The sequence below is a fragment of the Paenibacillus sp. JT22N15 genome (assembly GCF_059383755.1).
On record NZ_JBXENV010000015.1, the window covers coordinates 35,677 to 61,785 of the forward strand.

The following is a 26,109-nucleotide window of genomic DNA, read 5'->3' on the forward strand; positions in this document are numbered from 1 at the left end:
TTCCACCTACACTTTCAAATATTTTCGAATGGATATCGTACTGCCCCATATGCCGATCAAGGTGCCAAGTCCAATCAATACACCGCTAATTTGAAGTCCTACTTCCTGAACCGATACGAGACTAAGCATCATCAGCCCAAGTCCCTCCTGCGTCAATGTAACAAACTGTGCGTAGCTGATGAGCAGCACAACCGTCGTCAATATCGAAGCAATCATGCCAATAAGCGCACCTTCAATAAAAAACGGCCAGCGGATAAACGCATTCGTCGCGCCTACCAATTTCATAATGCCAATTTCCCGGCGCCGAGCAACAATCGTCACTTTAATCGTGTTGGAAATGAGGAACATAGCGGTTACCGTAAGCGCAAGCACGATCACGAGGCCAATGGTACGTACCGCATTCGTAATTTTGAACAGCGTTTCGATTTTGCCTTCCCCATATTTCACGCTCGTAATAGGCGCTGTTTCATCGCCTGTGTTAAGTGCCTCGATCTGCGCAGCTGCAATACTGACAGACTGAGGTTTAAATACTTCTACCGTAAAAGAGTCCGGCAGCGGATTGCTCGCATCATCATAGCCGTCAAGCAAGCCTTCGTCGCTCAAGTTTTTGCGAAGCTCCTCAAGTCCCTCTTCCTTCGTAACCAGCGTAACTTGCTTCACTTCAGAAAGGGCGAGAATTTTATTCTCGACCTCTTTCATCTTCGCCTTGTCTATATCCAGCTGCAGAAATACGCGAATTTCCACCTTGCTCTCCACCGAGGAGGCAAAATTGTTGACATTCAGCGCCAGCAGCATAAAAGCCCCGAGCAAAAACAACGAAATAAAAATCGAGCTAATGGAAGCAAACGACATCCAGCCGTTGCGAATAATATTTTTACAGCCTTCTCTAAGGTGGCGGAGCAGGGTTCTAAATTTCATAACCGTACTCCCCTCTCGCCTCATCCCGAACGACCAAGCCATTCTCGATTGCGATGACACGCTTGCGCAAGCTGTTTACTATATCGCGGTTATGCGTCGCCATGACGATGGTCGAGCCGCGAAAGTTGATTTCCTCCAGCAAAGCCATAATTTCCATGGACGTCTCCGGGTCCAAATTGCCGGTAGGCTCGTCCGCTACAATAACCGACGGGTTATTCACTATTGCCCGGGCAATCGACACACGCTGCTGCTCTCCCCCTGAAAGCTGGGCCGGCAGGCTGGCATGCTTATGCTTGAGGCCGACGAGATCGAGAACCTCCATCGTCCTTTTTTTGATAATCCGCTTGGGAGCTTCGATAACCTCCATCGCAAAAGCGACATTTTCAAACACGGTCAGCTTCGGAAGCAATCTAAAATCTTGAAAAATAACGCCTATGTTCCGCCGTACAAATGGAATTTTGCGCGGCTTCAGCTTGCCTATATTAAAACCATTTACGGAAAGCTGCCCTTTCGTAGGCACTTCCTCGCGATAGATCAGCTTCATGAAGGTTGATTTCCCTGCCCCGGAAGGCCCTACCAAATACACAAATTCATTGCGATCTATGCGTACGGACACCCCTCGCAGTGCATGAGTACCGTCGACGTAAGTCTTCCAAATGTCTTGCATTTCAATCACGTTATCACATCCTGTTTTTAGTCAGCATTAGTAATTCGACAATGACGTGGTAAATCCTTTCTTTTCGACGGTTTCTTTCCTCATTTTTCACAATTCTCATATTCATTCTAGCTGCTTGCATATACATAACAGAGTCACTTTTGAAATATAAGAATTTATAAGTTACGCACTTATAAATGGGCTTATATTTCTCGGAGTGAAACGAGCTGCGCCGCCAAAGGACGGCGAAAGCCGTTTCACCTTGAATTCTAAGAATTTAAAAGTTTCATCTTTTATCCGCTTAGAATTCTAGGGCAAAGCTCTTCGCTCGTCCCAGAAGGACGACGAAGTCATTTTTGCTTGACCCGAAGGAAGGGGGATTGTCCCATTGAAAAAATTGCATCTCATCAGCATTTTTGTATTTGCCCTGCTGCTTGTAGCGTCCGTCAGCTCAGGTGGACTCACGTATTATGCCGAGCAGCGCACCGTGCCGGCAGGCGTAACGGCGGGAGGGCTGAATATTGGCGGGCTGCCTATTCCAGAAGCGATTAAACTGCTGAATGACTATGAGCAGGCGCTTGGAGCGCGTGAACTGACGGTCGCTACCGGCAATGCCGGCTCGGACAGGCGCACGTGGAAGGCCGAAGCGTTTGGCTACAAGGCCGATACCTCCGAGGTGCGCAGGGCTTTGCAGCAGCTTGGCAAAGGAGAGTTATGGGAAGCAGTGAAATACCGCTATCATTTTCCGCGAAACTTTGAGCTTGCGCAGACGTTTGATCAAGCTTTGTTCGAAAAGCTTATTCGCCAGCAGTGGGGCTGGCTGGAGCAAAATGAGCCCAAGGACGCTGCTCGTATTATTACGGACCAGGATGAAATTTTTTATGAGCCGGAAGCAGAAGCATACCGTATTGAAATGAGCCGACTATCCGCTGACGTGAAGAGCTGGCTTTGGCTCGCCGCCGATGCTAAATCCCCTGCGGAGCAAGCGGCATATAACACTGAGCTTCCTATCCTTACCCTGTCTCCTTCCGTCACGCTCGAGCAGCTTAAGGCGCAAGGGGTTGAGCGCAAACTGATGTCATTCACGACCGACTTTGCTGCAAGCGCCGAGGGCCGCGCCTATAATGTCGCCTCAACGGCGGCGGCTCTCGACAACTGGCTGCTGGCTCCGGGCGAAATTTTTGATTACAGCAAAGTCATTCGCAGGGTTGAGGAAAAATACGGCTTTCGGGAAGCTCCCGTCATCTTGAACGGCAAGCTTGTTCCCGGTATCGGCGGCGGCATCTGCCAAGTGTCCAGCACACTTTACAACGCCGCACTGCGCGCAGGCCTTGAAATTGTCGAAAGACGCAACCACTCGCTGCCCGTCTCTTATTTGCCCGTTGGACAAGACGCTACCTATGCCGACGGCGCCATAAACTTTCGATTTCGCAATTCAACGGACAAGTACATCGTCATTCGCGCAACATCTGCGGGCCGCAAGCTGACAATCAAACTGTTCGGAAAAATGTCCGAGGATGTCCAATACCGCATTGAATCGGTTACCGTCGGCACTTTGTCTCCAGAGGTGCAGCAGCTTCAAGACCCTGCGCTGCCAGCTGGCACACGCAAGGTGATTGCTCCAGGACGAAACGGCTATGTCGTCGACACATTCAGAGTGACGCTGGAAAATGGCAAACCTCCAATTAAGGAACGCATTTCGCGCGACACTTACCGTGCCCAGCCTACTGTCATTCATATTGGCACGGGGAAAGCAGGGGGCACCGATCAAGCACCAGCACCACAACTCGATCCGGCTCCAAACGCACCGAGTACACCAAATGGATCGGGCACACCGACAGGGCCGCTGCTTGAAGATGGCATTAGCTAGTGTTCATTTCATGCCCGGAAAATGTAACATAGACATAATGCAAATAGGTTCTTAGTTATAAATAATGTCATTATTATTAACATAATGAGATAACGAGATTAAATAGTCGATATAGTTAGAAATATACTTATTCAATCGCTTACTTGGATGGTTTTCAAGACTTGCGCTCTCTAAGCCCCCTACTATACTCTTTTATTAATGTTAGGTTACATTACATATTAGAGAGGGAGTTTAAAGATGCCAAATCTTCTTTCATCATGGAAAAAACACAGTGCTGCTTTGCTTGCCGGCGCATTGCTGCTCACAGGGCCTCTAACAGCCTCTACCGCTGCTGCGGCAGCAGCTGTCTATCAAGGAGAAGCTACGAAAGCGATAGAGCTTAAGCTGGGGGATGCCAGCATTTCCCCTGATAAGCTCATCCCAGCTGCGGAGCTGAAAAAACTGTTTGATCAAAGCGCCAAGCTCGCAGGCGGAGACGCTACGTTTACAGCTGCGGCGAAAGGGGCGACCATCACTCGCAAGGATGCTGCAGTTATGATTGCAAAGGGACTGCATTTGTCCCCAGCTGCCGAGCCATATAAAGATGTGCCGGATAAAGCATCCTATGCTTCATCAGTAGGAGCAGTTATGGAAGCGAAGCTGATGCTTGGCGTGAACCAATCCCATTTTGCACCAAACCAATCGCTGACTTATGCGGGCGCCTATGCACTTGCCTATCGCATTTATAATTACAGCATGCCATTCCTGCTGCCGGAAGCGACGATTGCCAGCATTCAGCAGGCTGTCGGCCAAGGCAAGCTCACCTACAAAGAGCTGGTTCAGCAATATTTGGATCGCATCGAGAAATACGATGATCAAGGCATTAAGCTGAATGCGATTTTGACGATTAATCCAAAGGCGCTCGAAATGGCCGAGGAGCTGGATAAAGAACGCGCAGCCTCTGGCATTCGCGGCCCGCTGCACGGCATTCCCGTCATCGTGAAGGACAACTATGACACGAATGATATGCCTACGACGGCAGGCTGTCTGTGCCTAAAGGATTCCATTCCTTCTGAGGATGCCGATCAGGTTGCCAAGCTTAAGGCAGCTGGCGCCATTATTTTAGCCAAAGCCAACTTGCATGAGTTTGCATTCGGCATTACAACGAGCAGCTCCTTAGGCGGCCAAACCTTGAACCCTTATGCGCTTGACCACTACCCCGGCGGCTCCAGCGGCGGCACAGGCGCTGCCATTGCAGCAAACTTCGGCGTCATCGGCATGGGCACCGATACAGGCGGCTCCATCCGCATCCCATCGACCTATAACAGTCTGGTCGGCATTCGCCCAACAATCGGCCTCTCCAGCCGCGACGGCATCATTCCGCTCGCCCTGTCGCAGGACGTAGGCGGACCTATGACCCGCACCGTAACGGATGCAGCCATCGTACTCGATGCAACGGTCGGTTATGACCCTGACGACGTAGCGACAGCAGGAAGCATTAGCCACATTCCAAGCAGCTACACGAGCTATCTGGACGCAAAAGGCTTAAAGGGCGCACGCATCGGAGTGGCGACAGAGCTATTCGGTACTACAGAAGCGGAGCAGCCGACCACTGAAGTGGTACAAGCAGCTGTTAAAGACTTAGCTAAACTAGGTGCGGTAACTGTCGATGTTACCATTCCGAACCTGAAGGAAATTATGGCTTACCCAAGCCTCAGCGGCTATGAATTCAAATTCCAGCTGAATGAATATTTGGCAGAGCTGGGCTCCAAAGCCCCTTACCACTCGCTTACTGAAATTATCGCTTCCGGCCAATTCGACAAATCGATGGAAGCTTCGCTCAAAACACGTGATGCCCGGCAATCGCTGAATACAGAGGATTACAAGGACATCGTGCTGTTCCGTACCAAAACGACAAAAGACGCGCTGCTGAAGGTGATGGCTGACAATAAGCTGGATGCGATTGTCTATCCATCCACTACGCAAACAGCTGCATTGATTGGCGAAGCGCAAAATGCAGGCGGCAACAATCGCCTCAGCCCGTTCTCCGGGTTCCCAGCCATTACCGTGCCTGCCGGCTACACAGCTGAAGGGCTCGGAGCGAGCATTGAATTCCTCGGCCGCGAATACAGCGAGCCGACACTGATCAAGCTGGCTTACTCATACGAGCAAGGGACGAAGCATCGCGTCGCTCCTGTACTTGCCCCTTAAAGGAGAAGCACCTACACTTGCGATTACAATGATCACAAGCTCACGCGAGAAAGCAAAAAAATCTCCAAACCCACCTTTACGGCGGGTTTGGAGATTTTTGATTTTAAACCCTAAGCATAGCTTAACGGCTGCGCTCAGCGTATTCCGTTACCCATGCAGCTACCTTCAGCAGGTCCTCATCGGCACGGCCAATAGCTGCTTCAACCTGTACAGTCGCTGTGCCGCCATAGACGTTGCGGGCATCGACAACCTGCTCCGGCTGGAGCACCGCATAAATGCGATCATCAAACAGCTCGGAAAATTGCTTGAATTCCTCCAGCTTCAGATCTAGCAAGTATTTGCCCTGCTCGATGCAATAAAGCACCGTTTTGCCAATAACTTCATGCGCTTGGCGGAAAGGCAGCCCTTTGCCTACGAGGAAATCGGCAATATCCGTCGCATTGGAGAAATCCTGATTGACCGCTTGGCGCATCCGGTCTTTGTTGACCTTCATCGTCGCAATCATCGGCGCGAACAGCTGCAGCGCGCCTTGCAGCGTGCGAACTGTATCAAACATGCCTTCCTTGTCTTCCTGCATATCCTTGTTGTACGCCAGCGGAAGCGATTTTAAAACCGTCAGCAGGCCAACCAGGTTGCCATAGACACGGCCTGTTTTGCCGCGAACCAATTCAGGCACATCCGGATTTTTCTTCTGCGGCATAATGCTGCTGCCTGTGCAGAAAGCATCATCCAGCTCGACGAAATTGAACTCTGTGCTGGACCACAGGATTAGCTCTTCGCTCAGACGCGACAGATGCATCATAATGATCGAAGCATGGGAGAGAAATTCCAAAATAAAGTCGCGGTCGCTGACTGCATCCAGACTATTTTCATAAACACGATCAAATTTCAGCTGGCTCGCTACAAAATGGCGGTCGATTGGGAACGTCGTTCCCGCAAGCGCGCCTGCGCCTAGCGGCAGCATATTAATGCGTTTGTAGCTGTCTTGCAGGCGCTCAATGTCGCGTCCGAACATCGCTACGTAAGCCATCAGATGATGGGCGAACAAAATCGGCTGGGCACGCTGCAAATGCGTGTAGCCCGGCACGATTGTAGCCGTATTCGCTTTCGCCTGCTCTACGAGCGACGATTGCAGCTTTTGCAGCAAATCCACAAACTCAACAACACGCTTGCGCAAATAGAGATGCATATCGGTCGAAACCTGGTCATTACGGCTGCGTCCGGTGTGCAGCTTGCCGCCTACCGAGCCAATGTCGTCAATGAGCGTTTTCTCGATATTCATATGAATATCTTCGTCGGACACCGAAAACTCCAGATCATTGCGCTTAATGCGCTGCAAGACGCGGTGCAGGCCGTCCTGAATCGTCTCCACATCTTTATCTGGCAAAATGCCCTGCTTGCCCAGCATCGTTACATGAGCCAAGCTGCCTTGAATATCTTCTTCCGCCAGTTCCTTGTCGAACAGGATGGATGCTGTATATTCCTCCACCAGCTGATCGGTCTTCTTCGTAAATCTGCCGCCCCATAACTTGCTCACGTTATCGCACTCCCTCCCGGAAAAGGCGCGGGGCCGCTGCATGCAGCGGCCTCTCCTTTGCTTCCGGCATCTATTAATAAATGACGTACACTTATTTTTATTTACCGCTGTATTTCGTTCCGACTTTCAAACGCAGCGCGTTCAGGCGGATAAAGCCTGTAGCATCGCCTTGATCATAGGCTTGTGTCGGATCAGCTTCCATCGTAGCGATTTCTGGATTGTACAAGCTCACAGGGCTTTGTACGCCAGCGCCGATGATATTGCCTTTGTACAGCTTCAGGCGTACAGTACCAGTCACGTTTTTCTGGGATTCCAGCACAAGTGCTTGCAGCGCAAGACGCTCAGGCGCAAACCAGAAGCCGTTATATACAAGCTGGCTGTATTTTGCAATGAGGGAATCACGCAGATTCATGACTTCACGGTCCATCGTGAGCGACTCCATTTTGCGGTGGGCGCTGAACAGGATCGTGCCGCCCGGCGTCTCATACACACCACGGCTCTTCATGCCGACAAAGCGGTTCTCGACCATATCCACGCGGCCAATACCGTGCTTGCCACCCAAGTCATTAAGCTTGTCCATGACTTGCAGCGGAGTAAGCGACTCGCCGTTAATCGCCGTACAGTTGCCCGCTTCAAAGGACAACTCCACGTATTCGGATTGATCCGGCGCATCTTCCGGCGCTACGCTGAGCACGAACATATCTTTGTTCTCATCGGAGCTAGGGTCGAACCAAGGATCTTCCAGCATTCCGCTCTCAAAGCTGATGTGCAGCAGGTTGCGGTCAGTGGAATAGGGCTTGGCTGCCGAAGCTTGAACTGGAATGTTGTGCTTCTCCGCATAAGCGATCATTTCCGCGCGTCCCGGGAACTCTTCACGGAACTGCTCTTCACGCCAAGGCGCAATCACTTTAATATCAGGAGCAAGCGCAGCAACGCCGAGCTCAAAACGAACTTGGTCGTTCCCTTTGCCAGTCGCGCCGTGAGCGATAATAGTCGCACCTTCAGCGCGGGCAATATCAACCATACGCTTCGCGATTAGCGGGCGGGCAATTGAGGTTCCCAGCAGGTATTGACCTTCATAGAAAGCGCCAGCTTGGAACATAGGGAAAATAAAATCAGACGCGAACTCATCGCGCAGATCGTCGATATAAACTTTCGAAGCGCCAGTCGCAAGCGCTTTTGCTTCCAGTCCGTCCAGCTCATCCTTTTGTCCGATGTCTGCTGTGAATGCGATAATTTCCGCATCATACGTTTCTTTCAGCCATTTGAGAATAACGGACGTGTCCAGACCGCCCGAATATGCCAATACGATTTTTTCCTTAGCCATTGTTATTGTCGCACTCCTTAAAATCAATATGAATAATCTCGGCGAATATCCCGCTATGCGGGTGGCAAGCCGAATAACGCCGAGTTAAGCTTTATTACATAATGGCGGCCATGATGGCCTTTTGAGCATGAAGACGATTTTCCGCCTGGTCAAAAATGATCGAGTGGTCGCCGTCAATGACGCCCTCGCTCACTTCCTCGCCGCGATGTGCAGGCAGGCAGTGCATGAACAAAAAGTCCTTCTTGGCATGTGCAGTCAAGGCTTCATTCACTTGATAAGCGGCAAAAGCAAGCTCGCGTTCCTTCTGCTCCGCTTCTTGTCCCATGCTCGCCCAAACATCCGTATAAACGACGTCAGCGCCTTCAATAGCTTCTCTAGGATCGCGGCATACATGAATGCGCGAGCCCGTCTCAGCTGCATGATCCTTCGTTTGCTGCACGATGTCCGCATCCGGCTCGTAGCCTTCCGGAGTAGCTACCGACATGTCGATGCCCAGCTTAGCCGCTCCCATCAGCAGGGAGTGAACCATGTTGTTGCCATCGCCGATGTAAGCTACTTTCAGCCCTTCCAGCTTGCCTTTATGCTCCAGAATAGTCTGGTAGTCGGCCAGCGCCTGACAAGGATGTGAAAGGTCGGTCAAGCCGTTAATAACCGGAATCGTTGCACCGCGCGCCAGCTCCACTACTTTGCGATGAGCGAATGTACGAATCATAATGCCGTCCAAATAGCGGGAAAGCGTCTGTGCCGTATCCCAAATGGACTCGCCGCGCCCGATTTGCAAATCATTGCCGCTAAGGAACAATCCGTGACCGCCGAGCTGGTAAATACCTGTCTCGAACGATACGCGCGTACGCGTCGAGGATTTTTCAAAAATCATCCCGAGTGTTTTTCCTTTAAGCAAATGATGCGTTTCGCCCGCTTTCAGCTTTTGCTTAAGCTCGATAGCGAGATCGATCAGGTAACGGATTTCCGCTGGCGCATAATCGACCAGCATGAGAAAATCGCGGCCTTTCAGGCTCGCAGCCATTTCTTCTTTTACTGCTTCTTGCAATCGTATCTCCTCCACTTCCATCTATGCATTTTATTAATGATAGCTGTTATTTATTGTCGCCTGCGCCTGCCAGCAGCTCTGCCAAAATGCCCACCGCTTGATCAATCTCCTCGTTCGTCACGAGCAGATTTGGCAGCAGACGGATGACACTCGGCCCCGCCGAAATGACGAGCAGCCCTTTATCCTGCGCTGCAGTAAGCAAGCCAGCGATTGGTGCCGCGCATTCGATACCTACGAGCAGCCCTTTGCCGCGAATGTCTTTCACGAAAGGATTGCCTTCAAGCTTCGCTTTCAGTTGCGACGTCAAATATTCGCCCTTCTCCTCCGCACTCTCAGACAGACGGTCGCCGACAATCGTCTCCAGCGTCGCCTTCACAACAGCTGTTGCGATAGGTGTTCCGCCAAAGGTCGAACCGTGGCTTCCTGGGCCAAACGCTTCGCGAAGCTCTTCCCTGCACACAGCCGCCCCTACCGGGAAGCCGCTGCCCAGCCCTTTGGCCAGCGTGAAAATATCCGGTTCAATGCCGTAATGCTCGTAAGCGAACAGCTTGCCTGTACGGCCCATGCCTGTCTGGATCTCATCGACAATAAGCAAAATGCCATGCTTGCGGCACAGCTTGCACAGCGCATGCACAAATGCCGGATCAGCTGGATAAATGCCGCCCTCTGCCTGAACAAGCTCCAGCATGACCGCCGCTGTTTTGTCGCTGATTGCCGCTTCCAAAGCTTCAATATCATTGTAAGGAATGTAGCGGAAGCCCTCCGGCAACGGAGCAAAGCCTTCCTTAACCTTCTCTTGGCCTGTCGCTGTCAAGGTTGCCAGCGTCCGTCCATGGAAGGAATTTTCGAATGTAATGATTTCGTAACGGCCATTGCCTTTAATCTTCTGCTGGTATTTGCGCGCCAGCTTGATTGCCGCTTCATTCGCCTCTGCGCCCGAGTTGCAGAAAAATACAGCGTCGCCGCTGCTGTTGTCCGTCAACAACTTAGCAGCTTCCTCCTGATTCGGAATATGAAACAGGTTGGATACATGCCACAGCTCATCGAGCTGCTTCACTAAAGCTTCTTTGATTTTGCGAGGCGCATGTCCCAAATTCGTAACGGCGATGCCGCTCATGAAATCGAGGTAACGCTTGCCCTGATCATCCCACAGCCAGCTTCCTTCGCCCTTCACCAGCGCGATTGGGTATCTCGCATAAGTAGGCAGCAGCGAATTTGCCGCTGCCGCAGATGTTGTTTTCTCACTCATCGTTTATATCCTCCCTCCCGCTCTCGCGATTTAAACCCCTTTGACAATACGCGTACCGACTCCGCCCTCGCGCACTGCCTTAGTCAATACGCCTGGCTCCTCGCCGCTGACGATGACGACTTCCTGCACCTGTCCTTGTATACATTGTACAGCTGCTCGGACCTTCGGAATCATTCCGCCATATATTTCTCCGCTTGCGATCATCTCGTCAATATCGGCAACGGTGACCACAGGCAGCACCTGCTTCACACCATCAACCGTGCGCATAATGCCCGGCACATCGGTTACTACGATCATTTGATGGACACCCAGATGGGAAGCTACAGCCCCAGCCGCGGTATCCGCGTTAATGTTGTAGCGCTGCCCCTGTGCATCAATGCCTACAGGCGCGATAACAGGAATATAACCCATTGCCATCACGCCTTCTATAACAGCAGCGTTAATGTCCGTCACATCGCCTACAAAGCCGATCTCATCGGCGTTCGCCACAGGACGTGCGGTAATCAGCTGGCCATCCACACCGGATAAGCCGAGCGCCTGTGCGCCGCAGGAAGACATTTTCCGTACAATTTCCTTGTTGATGCGTCCCGACAAAACCATTTCGACGACATCCAGCACCGCTTCGCTCGTCTTGCGCAAGCCGCCGACAAACTCCGTCTCAATGCCGAGCTTTGCCAGCGTCTCCGAGATCGCCGGTCCGCCGCCGTGTACAATAACCGGGCTAACGCCAGATTGCTGCAGCTCCCGCAGCTCGCCGAAGAAGGATTCAGGCAGCGCAGCAAGTGTGCTGCCGCCGCATTTCATTACAAATCGTTGCGTCATGCTATTATGAGCTCCTTTATCGCTTAATGCCGCCTCATGCACCGTTATGTACGGTAAGCCGCATTAATTCGCACGTAGTCATAAGTCAGGTCACAGCCCCAAGCCGTTGCTGCGCCTGCTTCCATATGCAGATCCACATGAATGACGACCGTATCGCCCTTCAAATACTCCAGCGCCTTCTCCTCGTCAAAAGCGACCGGCTTTGACTGCTGCAGCGTCACAATGCTGCCCAGCGAAATGTCGACCGTATCCGGGTTGACAGGCTCGCCAGCGCGGCCTACTGCCGCAATAATCCGGCCCCAGTTCGCATCTGCGCCAAACACTGCCGATTTCACAAGGGAAGAACCTATGACCGTCTTCGCAATCGCTTGCGCCGATGCATCGCTAACCGCTCCACGCACTTGAACCTCGACAAGCTTCGTTGCGCCTTCGCCGTCACGCGCGATCGCTTTCGCAAGCACCTCGCACACATGGCGAAGCGCCGCGCCGAAAGCTGCCCAGCCTTCATGCTGCGCATTAAGCTCGCTGTTGCCGGCAAGTCCGCTCGCCATCGCAACGAGCATATCGTTCGTGCTTGTGTCGCCATCTACCGTAATCATATTAAAAGTATGGTTCGTCGCTTCACGCAGCAGCTGCTGCAGCGCCTCGCTGCCAATTGCCGCATCCGTCGTAACGAAACCAAGCATCGTTGCCATATTCGGGTGAATCATGCCGGAGCCTTTCGCCGCTCCAGCGATATGAATGAGCTGTCCGTCAATTTCAACAGATACACAGACCATTTTTTGCACCAAATCGGTCGTCAAAATCGCTTGGCAGAAGCTTTCTGCCGCTTGCTTGTCCGAACCCAGCTTAGCTGGCAGCTCGCTGATGCCGCTGCGCACTTTGTCCATCTTGAGCAGCTCGCCAATGACGCCGGTAGAAGCTACCGCCACTTCATCTGCTGCAATGCCAACACGCTCAGCGAATTTATTGCGCATTTCATAGGCATCCGCCTCGCCCTGCTCGCCAGTGCATGCATTGGCGTTGCCGCTATTGACCAGCACAGCACGCAGGCGGCCGCCTTCGCCAATGCTCTCGCGCGTCACCTTAAGCGGTGCCGCCTGAAAAACATTTGTCGTGTAAACGCCCGCCGCTGCCGCCGGAACCTCGCATACGATTGCGCCGAGGTCATTGCGCGTCGTTTTTTTGAGGCCGCAGTGTATGCCGCCCGCTGTAAAGCCCTTCGGTGTTGTAATCGAGCCTTCCGCCACAACCTTATAAAGGGGTGCAGTGTGTCCCTGTCCCATAATTACATCGTTCTCCTTCGCTTCATTCTAAATTAGGTTATGCTGCTTCTTATGGATAAACAGGAACAAACTGCAAACCAAGCGTCTCATCCCAGCCCATCATAAGGTTCATGTTCTGAATCGCTTGTCCCGCTGCGCCTTTGACCAAATTATCAATGACCGAAACAATCGTCACTCTGCCCGTACGGCTATCGAACGCAAAGCCGATATCGCAATAATTCGAGCCCCATACTTCCTTCGTGGCAGGCAACTGTCCTTCAGGACGAATGCGCACAAATGGACGGTTCTCGTAATAGCTGCGATACAGGTCCATAAAATCATCCGCGCTTCTGCCGTCTTTCACCGTTGCATACATCGTCGTCATAATGCCGCGCGTCATCGGCACGAGATGCGTCGAGAACGTAATCACAACCGAGCGGCCTGCAATATCGGAAAGCACCATTTCGATTTCCGGCGTATGCTGATGCTGATTCAGCTTGTACGCTTTCAAGCTCTCGTTCAGCTCGGAATAGTGAGTGCCAAGGCTCGCGCCGCGTCCCGCTCCAGAAACGCCGGATTTCGCATCAATTATGATGCTGTCCGGATCGATAAAGCCAGCTTGCACAGCTGGAACAAGGCCGAGAAGCGCCGCCGTAACGTAACAGCCCGGGTTGGAAATGAGATTAGCACCCTGTACACGGTCGCCGTACACTTCAGCCAATCCGTACACCGCTTGCTTCAAATACTCCTCGTTCGCAGCGGGCTTTTTGTACCATTTTTCATATAAAGCTCTATCTTGCAGGCGGTAGTCGCCGGATAAATCTATCACTTTAAGACCTACAGCAAGCAAATCAGGTGCCAGCCTAGATGCGACAGCCGCTGGTGTTGCCAAAAATACAACATCCGCCTTGCTGCGGATCGCTTGTGGCTCTACATCATCTAGCAATTCTTCGCGAATGCCTGTTAAGTGCGGGTATCCTTCCGTAATCGGCGTCCCCGCGCTGGATGATGAAATAACCGAGGTCACCTCAGCAAGAGGATGTGAGGCTAACAATCGAATAAGCTCAACGCCGCCGTAGCCGGTTGAACCGATAATAGCTATTTTCAGTTTATCGCTCATATCCATCATCTCTCCCTATGAGACTATCTAAAAGTATATTGTACATGATTCGGCAGTCGATTAAAATACACTGTTTTTCCGTATTATTATACATGTCATTTCATATTAATACAATGAGCGAATGGATGTATTTTTGTGCCTAGCACGCTCGTACAACCCGTTGTTTGGGATCAATGTCGCTATTCCTATTCCAGCTTAAAACCTTCCCCTACTACCTCTGATGTATTGCTAATGATGACGAAAGCAGCTGGGTCAACTGTACGAACGAGCTGCTTGAGCTTCGCTACTTCCATTTGCCCCACGACGACCATAAGTACGGTCCGCCCCTCCCCGCTGTAGCCGCCATGTCCATCAAGCCTCGTCAAACCGCGGTCGAGATCATAAAGAATCGTCTCTGACAATTTTTCCGGCTCGCTGCTAATAATAAAAGCAACCTTCGACACCGGCAGCCCGCTTTGAATAATATCAATTGTTTTACTCGTTACAAACAGCCCGACTAAAGCATACAACGCCACTTCCGGCGAAATAAGCAGGCCCGCCGCAATGATGACACACCCGTCAAAAATAGCGACGGAGAGCCCCAGCGACAATCCCGTGTAACGATGCAAAATTTGCGCAGCCAAACCAAGCCCTCCCGTTGAGCCGCCTCCGCGAAAGACGATGCCAAGCCCGAGCCCAACGCCGATCCCGCCATAAATAGCAGCAAGCAAAGGATTATGTGTCGGTGTATCCCAATGGGAAGTAAGCAGGACGAATAACGGCAGCACGACGGAGCCAAGCGCCACTTTAAGCGCATAGCGTTTGCCCAGCAGCCACAGCCCTACAAAAAACAAAGGAATATTAACAGCCCACTGCGTATATGCTGGCGAAATGTCAGCAAAACGCTGGACCAAAATCGAAATGCCGGAAACACCGCCTGAGGCAATCTCATTAGGCACCAGAAATAAATTAAAGCTTGCCGCCATTATAAAAGAGCCCAGCAGCACCAGAAGCATGCTCCAAATGAGCTGTTTACCAGGGCTGAGCGGTTTTTTCTTCCGTTTGTTTATTACCTTCGAATTGGCCGCATGCAGCTTGCCGTTTCGTGCATCATTCGTCTCTTTGCTCATCTCGAATCCCACCCAAATTCATAAAGTCATACCTATAAGCGCTCATAAAAAAGAAGAGTTCCACCCTTGTTCGAGTCGGAACTCTTCTTAGCTTACGTCAATATGGCTTGATCCATGCGTATTCATCCATATCCTATTACCTATAACCGCATTTGCCAGATGCGGTAGCTAACTGCTAGGAGCGCTATAACAGCCTGCCGTTTAGTCGTGGCGAATTTGATGGCGCAAATATCCGTTAATGAAGGCATTCAGGTCGCCATCCATAACGGCGCCTACATTGCCTGTCTCCACCGAGGTGCGATGATCCTTGACCATGCTGTACGGATGAAAAACATAGGAGCGGATTTGGCTGCCCCAGGCAATTTCCGATTGCTCACCGCGAATTTCCGCGAGATGCTGCCGCTGCTCTTCAATTTTCCGCTCATAAAGCTTGGAGCGCAGCATATTCATCGCCCGCTCACGGTTCTGGATTTGCGAACGCTCCTGCTGGCAGGCAACGACGATACCCGAAGGAATATGCGTAATACGAATCGCCGATTCCGTCTTGTTGACGTGCTGTCCGCCCGCTCCACTGGCGCGGTATGTATCAACCTTCAAATCCTCACTGCGGATTTCAATATCGATGTCATCGGTTATTTCCGGAACTACATCGCAAGATGCGAAGGACGTATGACGACGGCCTGACGCATCAAACGGCGAAATGCGAACGAGGCGGTGTACGCCCTTCTCCGCTTTAAGATAGCCGTAGGCGTTGTAGCCTTTGACCAAAATCGTAACGCTCTTGATGCCTGCCTCATCGCCTGGAAGATAATCCAGCAGCTCGACCTTGAAACCACTTTTCTCTGCCCAGCGCGTATACATCCGGTACAGCATTTGGCCCCAGTCCTGCGACTCGGTGCCGCCTGCGCCAGGATGCAGCTCAACGATTGCGTTAAGCTTATCATAAGGCTGGTTGAGGAGCAGCGTCAGCTCAAAATCATTCAGCTTGCGCAGCAGCTGGGCTGTTCCTTCCAGCAGCTCAGGCTCAAGCGTCTCGTCCTGCTCTTCCTCTGCCAGCTCCAGCATCGTTTGCAAATCTTCCATCTCGCCGTTCAAACGCAAATATTGATCGACGACCGATTTGACCGCATTCATTTCGGAAATAACGTTTTGCGCCTTGTCATTGTCATCCCAAAAATCAGGCGCCGTCATCTTTTCCTCATAGTTGGCGATTAATTCATTTTTTAGATCTAAGTCAAAGAGACCCCCTGAGATCTTGGAGCCGCTTCGCTATTTCCCGCAAATCTTGTTTCACCGTTGGTTCTATCATAGCGTACGTTTCACCTCAAATTTCTCATCTTGTCTGGTTGCCCAGCTTTTTCTTGCTCTGCTGCTCTGCTACTGCCTGATGGCATAAACGCGCCTGCTGCGAAGCGCTGCAGCTTTTGCCGCATTGCTCCGCACACTGGCGCGTTAAGCCTTGCCTATCCGATCACAGCACCTTATTTACCGTGGCACTGCTTGTATTTCTTGCCGCTGCCGCATGGGCAATCATCATTGCGGCCGACCCGGTCCAAACGCTTCGCCGGACGCTTTTCCTGGCTTTCGCCTGGGCTGTTCGTCGTCGTCTGGCCTTGAGCTACCTCTTGGCGCTCCAGGTTGCTTTCTACGCGCGACTTCATAATGTATTTGGCAACTTCTTCTTGGATCGTGTCAATCATCGCCTTGAACATCTCAAAGCCCTCAAATTGGTACTCGCGCAGCGGATCCGTGCCGCCGTATGCCCGAAGGTGGATACCTTGGCGCAGCTGATCCATTGCATCGATGTGATCCATCCATTTGCTGTCAACCGCGCGAAGTGAAACGACCTTCTCGAATTCACGCATCGTCGTTTCACCAAGCTCTGCTTCACGCTCGTCATAATAAGCAACGACTTTGTCATAAATAAATTCGGTAATTTCCTCAATTTCCTTGCCCCAAATATCGTCTCTCGTCACGGTGCCTTCATTCAGAAGGTTCGCATCTACGAAGTCGATAATGGTTTCCAAATCCCACTCTTCTGGAATATCCTCCGTACAGTGAGCTTTAACCGTGCGATCAATGACCGCTTTAATCATTTCCATGACGATTTCACGAATGTTATCGGAAGTGAGCACGTCCAGACGCTGCTTGTAAATCACTTCACGCTGCTGGTTCATGACATCATCATATTGAAGAACGACTTTACGCAGATCGAAGTTGTTTCCTTCTACACGCTTCTGAGCCGATTCTACTGCACGGGTAATCATCCGGCTCTCGATCGGTTGATCCTCTTCCAGACCGAGACGATCCATCATGGCCATAATATTATCCGAGCCAAAACGGCGCATCAGTTCATCTTCCAGCGACAAATAAAACTGGGACGAGCCCGGATCGCCTTGACGTCCGGCACGACCACGCAGCTGGTTATCGATCCGGCGGCTCTCATGGCGCTCCGTACCAATAATATGAAGGCCGCCAAATTCAGCTACCCCTTCACCGAGCATAATATCGGTACCGCGTCCCGCCATGTTAGTAGCAATAGTAACGGAGCCCTCTTGACCGGCACGCGAAATAATTTCAGCCTCTTCCGCATGGAACTTCGCATTCAGTACTTTATGTGCAATACCGCGGCGTTTAAGCATTTCTGCCAGACGCTCGGAATTTTCAATGGAAATCGTACCGACTAGTACAGGCTGTTTGTTCGCGTGGCGAGCTACGATCTCTTCCACAACGGCATTGAATTTGCCTTTTTCCGATTTATAAACGACATCTTGAAGGTCTTTACGAATCATGGAGCGGTTCGTTGGAACTTGAATAACGTCCAAGCCGTAAATCCGCTTAAATTCTTCTTCCTCCGTCTTCGCCGTACCCGTCATGCCCGCAAGCTTGCGATACATCCGGAAATAGTTCTGGAACGTAATCGTAGCCAAGGTCATGCTCTCATTTTGTACTTTGAGCTGCTCCTTCGCTTCAATCGCTTGATGCAAGCCATCACTGTAACGGCGACCAGACATTAGACGTCCAGTGAATTCATCAACGATGAGGACTTCGTCATCTTGAACGACATAATCGACATCGCGCTTCATAATGACATTAGCCTTAAGCGCCTGTTGGATATGGTGATTGAGCGTCACATTTTCATGGTCAAAAAGATTTTCAATGTGGAACGCCTTCTCCGCCTTCTCCACGCCTTCTTCCGTCAGCATGACATTGCGCAGCTTCACATCAATCGTGTAATCCTCTTCCGCCTTCAAACGGCTCAAGAAGCGGTCTGCCGAATAATAAAGCTCAGTCGACTTGGCAGCTTGTCCCGAAATAATAAGCGGTGTACGCGCCTCATCGACAAGGATGGAGTCAACTTCATCAATGATTGAGAAATAAAGCGGGCGCTGAACCATTTGTTCTTTGTAAAGAACCATGTTGTCGCGCAAATAATCGAAGCCAAACTCATTGTTCGTACCGTACGTAATATCGCAAGCATAGGCGCTTTGCTTCTCCTCATGCGACAAGCCGTTCAGGTTGCAGCCGACCGTCATGCCGAGGAAATTGTAAAGCTGAGCCATCAGCTGGCTGTCACGAGAAGCCAAATAATCATTGACCGTTACGACGTGCACGCCTTTCTCGAGCAGCGCGTTCAAATACACAGGCAGTGTCGCTACGAGCGTTTTACCTTCACCGGTTCTCATCTCAGCGATTTTGCCCTCATGAAGAACGATACCGCCCATCAGCTGCACATCAAAGTGACGCATGCCGAGCGTACGCTTCGAAGCTTCACGAGTAACTGCGAAAGCTTCTGGCAATATTTGATCAATCGTCTCCCCTTTAGCAAGGCGAGCTCTGAATTGTACAGTTTTAGCTGCGAGCTCCTCATCGGACAAAGCCGAGATGGTGGACTCCAGTGCATTGATTTCTTCTACTTTACGCGTGAGGCGCTTAACCTCGCGCTCGTTCGCATCACCAAATATTTTTTTCACTAATCCGAGCATGGGGCTTCCCCTTTCACCTTACGCTTGTTTGCCTTAAATTGTAACAGTTTGCAGGATGCACCGCAACGCATCACCAATATTTTCAGGTAAGAATATAACCATTTTTACCAAAAAGAAAAAAGGCGTATCGCCTACGTATTCAACTGAGTTCATTATACATCGCGCAGAGGGCGAAATCAAAACGACTTCCTATTAAAAAGCGGCTCTCTCCCCTATGGTTAAATGCACCATGTCAAGCGTAAACGGCTGAAGCCGTCCTCTGGCGGCTAAGCTGCTGTTTCGAGGGTGGAATAAAAGCCCCTTTATAAGTGTAAAACTTATAAGATCTTATATTTCAAGGTGAAACGGCTGTCGCCGTCCTTTGACGGTGCAGCGCGTTTCATTCCGAGAAATATAGAGAAAGGGTGGGAAAATCATATCCTTTCCTATATTTCAAAAAAATGAAAAAGCCCTCCCTCCCGCAGGAGGAAAGGCTTGAATTTGCAATAGATGTATAAGTACGACTGGCCTTCTATTAGCCTTGTTCAATTAATCCATATGTTCCATCATCGCGTTTGTATACGACGTTCACCTCTTCATTTAAGCTATTGGCGAATACGAAAAAGTTATGGCCGACCATATTCATTTGCAAAATGGCCTCCTCCACATCCATCGGCTTGAGCAGAAATTTCTTCGTCCTTACGACTTCGAAATCCTCTTCCTCATGCTCGAGAACGCCTACGGCGGAACCTTCTTCCCTGAACAGCGATTTCACACCGCTATCATGGCGGAATCTACGGTTGACTTTCGTTTTGTGTTTGCGAATTTGTCTTTCCAGCTTATCCACAACTGTATCAATAGAGGCGTACATGTCGGCACTTTTCTCCTCCGCTCTCAAAAAGTTGCGGGCAATCGGAATCGTGACCTCGACAGCGTGTATGCCTTTCGTTACCGATAAGGTTACGGTTGTTTCGGAGGTAGGGGCTTCAAAATACTTCTCTAAGCGGCCGAGCTTCTTCTCGACATAATCCTTGAGTGCATCTGTCACTTGTAAATGTTGACCTCGAATGATGTATTCCATGGGGCATGCCTCCTTTACATGTTCTTATTATAACATAGTAGGGGAGGTATAGTAAAACTATTTTCTATTTATTTAGAATTTTCTAATAATTTATGTCGAAGGTTTGAACAGAGGTTGGGGTGGGTAGGCAGATGGCAAAAAAAGCTTCGGAATAGCCCGGGGTAGTCCCCCTCGAGCTTCCGAAGCTTTTTCTGATGATGCATTTTTGATATGCTATTTGTTGTGTAAGTCGTGCAATCACCATTTACACAATTGCAACTTGGTTAGATTAATAATTTAGTTGTTTGGCGTATAATTGGCGTTCTCCCATATTTGCTGCACAATGTAAATCAAATCGTTATCCGTGACAACATCATCACCATATTTTATTTTTATTCTTAGAATCCTTACTAGTACAGCCTCTCTAATCAAAGGCTTTTGACAAAAAAAATAAAAGCCCCGGTTGCCCGGAGCTTAAAGTTACATATAAATGAATCCTATAGACTGGCTAATACAGCCTGATGATTACAGTTTAGTGACGTTAGCAGCTTGTGGACCGCGTGCGCCTTCTACGATGTCAAATTCAACCGCTTGGCCTTCGTCAAGAGTTTTGAAGCCTTCTGTTTGAATAGCCGAGAAGTGAACGAATACGTCGCCGCCTTGATCAGTTTCGATAAATCCATAACCCTTCTCCGCGTTAAACCATTTAACTTTACCTTGCATGCATAAACAGTCCCTTCATCTTCAAATACTGTGAAACACCTTACTCATGTGGCCCACAATTTGACTATAACACCGCGTTATTAGAATTGTCAAACAATTTATTGTAAGCGAATACAATCGAGATATAACTTGAATAAAGCGTCTTGGATTTTGACATTTTAAAGGCTTTTATTAGCATCCATTACTTGAGTAGTGCAATCAATCCTTCTGTTGCCAAGTCATTTCATCTCTAAAATCCTGACAGCCATACAGCAGCATTTTGCAGTCAAACAAAAACAGCCCTCCCTTGGTTAAGGAACGGACTGTTTTCAAGTTTTCCATATTCTTTTTCAGTTCAATATTTTGTTGATATACATATATCCAATCATTGAGTTGCATTCTGCTTACTAATTACTTTAGCGTGTACTTGCTAACTTCAAAGGTCAAGATTTTATCAAAAATGATATATTCCGTTTGAGTTGTGAACGGACCTTTGTTCCAGTCTTTTTCAAATCCATATTTCGCCGAACCTGTTCCACCCGCTTTAGCATCATACCAATTTAAAAAAGCGTTAAGTTCAGTTGCAGTCAGGTCGTATTCTTTTTCAAAACCATTATCCAAAGTTATCGTCAAAATTGCATTTTCGTTTTCTGAAGGATCCGGGCTTTGTGTCGGCTCAGGAGTAGGATTTTGTGTTGGTTCTGGACTAGGGCTTTGTGTTGGCACTGGTGTAGGATCTTGTGTCGGTTCTGGACTAGGGCTTTGCGTTGGCTCTGGTGTAGGTACGGTACCTTGTGAGTCTGTTCCAAATATGCTTAGTTTGTTGACCCCGACGTAACTATCTACACGGTAAAGCTTTACTTTTTTCACACCAACAATAGGCGCCCCCGGATTCGTATCATATCTTAAACGAGGGAAAGTATGAAGGATATTGTCGTCAGCATCTAATAAATCGACTTTCGGGGAGTCACTTCCACTATAAGAAAAACCAGTAACATCTTTTGGTATATCAAACTCCCAAATAAATTCATCATATGCAAGAGTTTTTCCATATAGAGTAGTATTTGAGGCATTATCTGTAATAGCCGCCAACTCTTCGGCACTATATCGCTCGGGATATACATCTGGTATTTTACCTGCTATCAAATCTCTGCTTTCAGCTGAGACAGAGAAAATACCAAATAAACTTAATGACAATATCAACACCAAAACCAAGGAAACTTTCTTTTTCATACCAAACATCATCCTTTTCAATAGTAGTTTTTCCTACAAAACCCCATACTACGTTAGCTCCATTCTAGAAAAAAAGCTTTCTTTGAACTTTTTATGCCAATGAAGTTTAGCATCTAAATATTATATCGGAATTTTTTCCTATAATATTAGTTCTATTCTCAATATTTAATTAAAAAATAGTAACAGAATAAAAGCCCAACCACTCAAGAATCCTAATTCTCCGTAAACGCCGATGTTAAGATGGGAGTAGTTTCTATTGGTTTCTTTTGTAATCATGGCATTATAGTCATTTCTCATAGCACAGAACCGTTCAGTTTTTTTGTTTTTACAGGTCAAAAATAAGAAAAATCTCCTGTAACACAGGAGATTTTTCTTGGTTTAATATTCTATTAACTGTTATCAAGAAGTTACAATCTTTCATTTTACATAGTTACTCATTTTTAATCAGTAGCGACAAATGACCAATCGTGTCATAGTTTTCCTTTTTCAACTCTGCACATACATCCTTAACGAACTGATTATTGTGCTCATAATTTTTCGAGAAGGACTGAATTAATTTAACTACTATTTCATCTGTCAAACCCTCATGATATTTTGCTATGCCTATCAGATGCATCTTTATTAATGAGAAATTAACAGCAAGCATCGTAAATTGTTCGAATATATTCAACTTTCCCGAGACAGGAAACAGCGTATGATATACGGTATTAACCAAATAGTTTTCCAAAATATATTCATGATCTTTTATATAAGGCAAATAATACTCCATATACGCTTGTGTATAGTGTTTCATAATATTTTCTGGATCCTCATGTTCATTTTCAAGGCCATTAATATAATCGTCCAGGCATTCCCTGTATCTTACATTCCAAATCTTTTGCTCAGCACGATTCACAATCAGTTTATTAAGGAATGTCAGCTGAAATTCAGTATTTGAAGGAAAAACTTTATAATCCCTAAGTTCGGAATTCGTTTCCATTTGATATTTAAACTTGGCTATTTCGTCGGTTACTACTGAAAAATCACCGTTTTTTGTAGCTTCATAAATTTGATCGCAAAGCCAACCAAGAAGCAACAGGCGATGTGGTAATTCAAATTCCCGGTTTTGCAAAATTTCAATTGCTGCTATACGAATATCCCATAAAAATGAAGAAAATTCCCCAGTATTAGCGCTTACTTTACGATTCACGTAAATATTAGGCTTTCTAAGTGACTTACCTTGAATAAATTCGATTCCATTTGGCTCAAGCAACATGATTCTGGCAATCTCGGGGCAAGAAGGAGTAGCTGATATCTCTTGCACACCACTAACCTCATTAATCTTTCTAGGATAGGTAGCACAAGTCGGACTGAGATAATCCTCTCCCAAATTAGCTTGAATCGAGCATAAGCCATTATCAAGCATGGTGCAGCCGCCTGTTTGTCCATCCAATTTCATAGATGCATAATGGGCATCATGGGCATTCGTCTCTATTTTAGTAACGTTCCCTTTAAAGCGCTCGCGCCACGCGCGATCCTTCACATTCATATATTTATTATAACTACGTTTATCAATTGAAATATGCCATAAAGCACAACAGGTGTCCTCGCATTCTGCCCCAATACATTGAAAATGTTCCATATACTTAGGAATCAGCGCATAGTCTTCGGTCATATGTATCCTCCTCGTAATCACTCTTGGTCCATTTACATTTCTTCCTGTTATATCGGCATTAATCCTATAAAAAATGATAGAAGTCGCTTGGATATAAATCCCAAGCGACTTCTATCAGCCAGCATTATTTTTTCTGATCAAAAAAATAGCTTTCAGTGGAATATCCCATATCGTATGCATTTTTTTGTAGACGGAACGATTGAATTTTACCAAGTGCTACGGAGGCTTCACTTCTGATAGTATTCATTCTCTCCACAATAACCTGATCAAACTCTAATATTTTGGAGAGCAGTTGCTTTTCCGATTCCGATATCTCAGAACTTGCTTGGAGATTCTTTAAAACCTCTTCTCGAAGATCAACTAAAGTGTAAAAATCTTCTTCTGTGTTTTCCATTAGTTCCGCTGCCATGGCTTGTGTCATATCATATAATTTCTGGATTGTCATATTATTCAGCACTCTGTTGGAGGTGAATGGTTGAAGTCGTTCCTTTAATCGCTTCTTTCCATGTTACACGAAGCTCCTCCAAGTAATTCAATGCCTCTTCAGCTGGGACTGTATCCTTCTTAATATTAGCTTGAATCGTCAAATGCAGCATATATTCATAAATCCGGTACAATTCTTTTGATAAAGCAATATCAAAATTAAGCGCTGCAATAAGCTCATTAATAATAGACTGGCATTTCTGCAAACTCAAATTAGCTTGCTCATAGTTCCGAGTACGAATACCCTCAATCCCGCCCTTAATGAACCGAATGGCTCCATCATACAGCATAATAATGAGTTGCTCAGGCGCAGCGGTTTGAACAGATGACTGTTTGTATATTTGATATGGTGAATTTATCACTGCAGTTCACTCCTTTTAACCTGAGAAGCTAGACAAGCTGGAGGCCTGGGAATTAAATTTATTGATTGCCGTCTCCATAGCGGTAAATTGCTTATACAATTGGGTTTCAGTTTTGTTTAAACGAGTAAGCATGCTGCTTTCACGTTCTTTCATCAGACGAAGCTGACCACTTATTATGGAGCTTTCTAAAAATGATCCTTTCAGCTCCGTACTGGTAAGGGATGTACCCGCCTTGGATGACAGACTTTGCAAAGAATCTCCTGCAGAAGCTGACATTTTTGCAAAGACTCCGGATTCCGTACTACTAGGCGATACATTTGTCCCACGCTTCGTAAACATTTCGATGACTTTATCAGGATCCTTCTCCAATGCTGTTCGAAGCGTCTCCTCGTTCAGAACCAGTTTACCTTTCTCCGTATAAGATCCCGTCGAAATACCAATTGATTGAAATATTGCTTTACCACCGCCATCAACTTGACCAGTATCAAAGCCCCCCACAAGTGATGTTGCAGCAATACGAAGATCTGATACCAACTTGGTCAAAATACTGTCATTACGAATTAATCCGCTTTTCGCTTTGTCTTCCCATAACTTAATCTGGCTTTCTTCCATACCTTCTTTCTGCTCGTCAGTTAATGGAAGGTAGGTTCTGTATTTATCCTCAGATAACTTAGAATTAATCGACCCTATCAAATTATTATAGTCGTTAACAAATGATTTAATTGAATCCATAATCTTGTTCGTATCCGATACAGAAGTTAACGTTGTTACACCATTCGTACCAGATTCCGACTTAATCGTAAAATCAAAGCCGTTAATTACAAATCGATTGCTGCTTTGTGTATATTCTACTCCGTTGAGCGAAATCACTGCATCCTTACCCACAATAGCCTTCTGATCAAAACCAGTCATTGTGTTGAACCCTTCTAATTTCACCGCAGTTGAACCTGTCTGGCTATTCATAATAGATAACTGACCCGTCGTTTCATTATAATAAGATGTTGCTTTCGCGTTCTTGTTATCATTAATTGCCAAAGCTAATTCTTTGAGAGTAGCTGTTGCTGCATCTAACTTAATTTCAACATCATTGACTTTAACAATAACATCACTACCAGCCGCGGTAAATCCAAGATCCGTAAGCTTCATGCCTGCAGTGCTGTTAACCGTATTTGTATCTGCATCTGGATTATAGGTAAAGACAGTTCCGGCAGCAGATGCCACTTGGTTGACACTTACATTTAATGATCCTGCAGCAGATGAATTAGTCGCATTTACTGTTAGAGCAGATGCATTGCCTGTAACCTCGGTTGTCTTAGCCGTTATCGCGTTTGACATATTATATGATTGTATCTTATTATTGCGAAAATCAACAATCTTGCTGCTCATTTCCCTATAAGCTTCCCGTTGATATTCTATTGATAACCGTTTCTGAACCATCGTATTATACGACGTCCGTTTGGCTTTCATCATTTCCTTGACCATATCGTCAACTTGCATGCCTGATGCCAATCCTGATATTCTCATCTTCTCTTCCTCC

At 47.9% G+C, this 26,109-nt stretch carries 22 protein-coding genes; 2 read left to right on the plus strand and 20 right to left on the minus strand.

Translation table 11 applies throughout. The features are described 5' to 3' along the window. Positions 1 to 6: 6 nt before the first annotated feature. Both ftsX and ftsE read right to left on the minus strand, forming a co-directional pair. A complete protein-coding gene (gene ftsX / locus AC50X8_RS25450; protein ID WP_494882265.1) occupies positions 7 to 918 on the minus strand; it encodes a permease-like cell division protein FtsX in 912 nt (303 codons plus the stop codon). Then, positions 908 to 1,594, minus strand: a complete 687-nt coding sequence (gene ftsE / locus AC50X8_RS25455; protein ID WP_046229739.1) for a cell division ATP-binding protein FtsE — start codon at positions 1,592 to 1,594, stop codon at positions 908 to 910. The genes ftsX and ftsE overlap by 11 nt, the downstream gene beginning before the upstream one ends. A 367-nt stretch (positions 1,595 to 1,961) precedes the next feature. Between ftsE and AC50X8_RS25460 the strand changes: the two genes are divergently transcribed. After that, positions 1,962 to 3,443 carry a VanW family protein gene (locus tag AC50X8_RS25460; protein ID WP_494882267.1) on the plus strand — a complete coding sequence of 494 codons (1,482 nt, stop codon included), beginning with the start codon at positions 1,962 to 1,964 and terminating at the stop codon, positions 3,441 to 3,443. A gap of 237 nt (positions 3,444 to 3,680) precedes the next feature. Further along, positions 3,681 to 5,633, plus strand: a complete 1,953-nt coding sequence (locus tag AC50X8_RS25465) for an amidase family protein (protein WP_494882269.1) — start codon at positions 3,681 to 3,683, stop codon at positions 5,631 to 5,633. A 121-nt stretch (positions 5,634 to 5,754) separates the two neighbouring features. On the opposite strand, the gene argH is transcribed toward AC50X8_RS25465, so the two are convergent. From argH to fliD, 18 genes are all read right to left on the minus strand, one after another. Beyond that, on the minus strand, positions 5,755 to 7,170 hold the full coding sequence (argH, locus tag AC50X8_RS25470; RefSeq protein WP_494882271.1) for an argininosuccinate lyase: 1,416 nt from the start codon (positions 7,168 to 7,170) through the stop codon (positions 5,755 to 5,757). A gap of 97 nt (positions 7,171 to 7,267) precedes the next feature. Further along, a complete protein-coding gene (locus AC50X8_RS25475) occupies positions 7,268 to 8,497 on the minus strand; it encodes an argininosuccinate synthase (protein ID WP_046229721.1) in 1,230 nt (409 codons plus the stop codon). 94 nt (positions 8,498 to 8,591) lie between these two features. Then, positions 8,592 to 9,524 (minus strand): ornithine carbamoyltransferase, encoded by a 933-nt coding sequence (gene argF / locus AC50X8_RS25480; RefSeq protein WP_494861508.1) that lies wholly within the window; start codon positions 9,522 to 9,524, stop codon positions 8,592 to 8,594. A 70-nt stretch (positions 9,525 to 9,594) separates the two neighbouring features. After that, a complete protein-coding gene (gene argD, locus AC50X8_RS25485; protein ID WP_494882273.1) occupies positions 9,595 to 10,797 on the minus strand; it encodes an acetylornithine transaminase in 1,203 nt (400 codons plus the stop codon). A 30-nt stretch (positions 10,798 to 10,827) separates the two neighbouring features. Next, positions 10,828 to 11,619 (minus strand): acetylglutamate kinase, encoded by a 792-nt coding sequence (gene argB / locus AC50X8_RS25490; RefSeq protein ID WP_056036956.1) that lies wholly within the window; start codon positions 11,617 to 11,619, stop codon positions 10,828 to 10,830. A 44-nt stretch (positions 11,620 to 11,663) separates the two neighbouring features. After that, positions 11,664 to 12,905 carry a bifunctional glutamate N-acetyltransferase/amino-acid acetyltransferase ArgJ gene (gene argJ / locus AC50X8_RS25495; protein ID WP_494860787.1) on the minus strand — a complete coding sequence of 414 codons (1,242 nt, stop codon included), beginning with the start codon at positions 12,903 to 12,905 and terminating at the stop codon, positions 11,664 to 11,666. Between the two features lie 49 nt (positions 12,906 to 12,954). Then, positions 12,955 to 14,004, minus strand: a complete 1,050-nt coding sequence (argC, locus tag AC50X8_RS25500) for an N-acetyl-gamma-glutamyl-phosphate reductase (RefSeq protein WP_494882275.1) — start codon at positions 14,002 to 14,004, stop codon at positions 12,955 to 12,957. A 185-nt stretch (positions 14,005 to 14,189) separates the two neighbouring features. Next, positions 14,190 to 15,113, minus strand: coding sequence for a YitT family protein (locus tag AC50X8_RS25505; RefSeq protein ID WP_494882277.1), 924 nt, complete (start codon positions 15,111 to 15,113; stop codon positions 14,190 to 14,192). Positions 15,114 to 15,314: 201 nt separating this feature from the next. Continuing rightward, a protein-coding gene (gene prfB, locus AC50X8_RS25510) for a peptide chain release factor 2 (RefSeq protein WP_494860797.1) occupies positions 15,315 to 16,422 on the minus strand; the annotation gives its coding sequence in 2 pieces (ribosomal slippage) (positions 15,315 to 16,349 and positions 16,351 to 16,422; 1,107 coding nt in all). 172 nt (positions 16,423 to 16,594) lie between these two features. Next, positions 16,595 to 19,099 carry a preprotein translocase subunit SecA gene (gene secA / locus AC50X8_RS25515; RefSeq protein WP_056036945.1) on the minus strand — a complete coding sequence of 835 codons (2,505 nt, stop codon included), beginning with the start codon at positions 19,097 to 19,099 and terminating at the stop codon, positions 16,595 to 16,597. A gap of 514 nt (positions 19,100 to 19,613) precedes the next feature. Then, entirely contained in the window at positions 19,614 to 20,159 is a 546-nt protein-coding gene (gene hpf / locus AC50X8_RS25520; protein ID WP_099518253.1) for a ribosome hibernation-promoting factor, HPF/YfiA family, read from the minus strand. 504 nt (positions 20,160 to 20,663) lie between these two features. Next, positions 20,664 to 20,861 carry a cold shock domain-containing protein gene (locus AC50X8_RS25525; protein WP_056036940.1) on the minus strand — a complete coding sequence of 66 codons (198 nt, stop codon included), beginning with the start codon at positions 20,859 to 20,861 and terminating at the stop codon, positions 20,664 to 20,666. Positions 20,862 to 21,059: 198 nt separating this feature from the next. Next, positions 21,060 to 21,239 carry a hypothetical protein gene (locus tag AC50X8_RS25530; RefSeq protein ID WP_494882279.1) on the minus strand — a complete coding sequence of 60 codons (180 nt, stop codon included), beginning with the start codon at positions 21,237 to 21,239 and terminating at the stop codon, positions 21,060 to 21,062. A 12-nt stretch (positions 21,240 to 21,251) separates the two neighbouring features. Next, the gene (locus AC50X8_RS25535) at positions 21,252 to 22,073 is read right to left on the minus strand and encodes a hypothetical protein (RefSeq protein ID WP_494882281.1); all 822 of its coding nucleotides are present in this window, start codon (positions 22,071 to 22,073) and stop codon (positions 21,252 to 21,254) included. 430 nt (positions 22,074 to 22,503) lie between these two features. Then, positions 22,504 to 23,727, minus strand: a complete 1,224-nt coding sequence (fliB, locus tag AC50X8_RS25540; RefSeq protein WP_430160417.1) for a flagellin lysine-N-methylase — start codon at positions 23,725 to 23,727, stop codon at positions 22,504 to 22,506. 124 nt (positions 23,728 to 23,851) lie between these two features. Beyond that, on the minus strand, positions 23,852 to 24,172 hold the full coding sequence (gene fliT / locus AC50X8_RS25545) for a flagellar protein FliT (RefSeq protein ID WP_494882283.1): 321 nt from the start codon (positions 24,170 to 24,172) through the stop codon (positions 23,852 to 23,854). Between the two features lies 1 nt (position 24,173). Next, entirely contained in the window at positions 24,174 to 24,572 is a 399-nt protein-coding gene (gene fliS / locus AC50X8_RS25550) for a flagellar export chaperone FliS (protein WP_494882285.1), read from the minus strand. Between the two features lie 15 nt (positions 24,573 to 24,587). After that, a complete protein-coding gene (fliD, locus tag AC50X8_RS25555) occupies positions 24,588 to 26,096 on the minus strand; it encodes a flagellar filament capping protein FliD (protein ID WP_494882287.1) in 1,509 nt (502 codons plus the stop codon). Between the last annotated feature and the right edge of the window lie 13 nt (positions 26,097 to 26,109).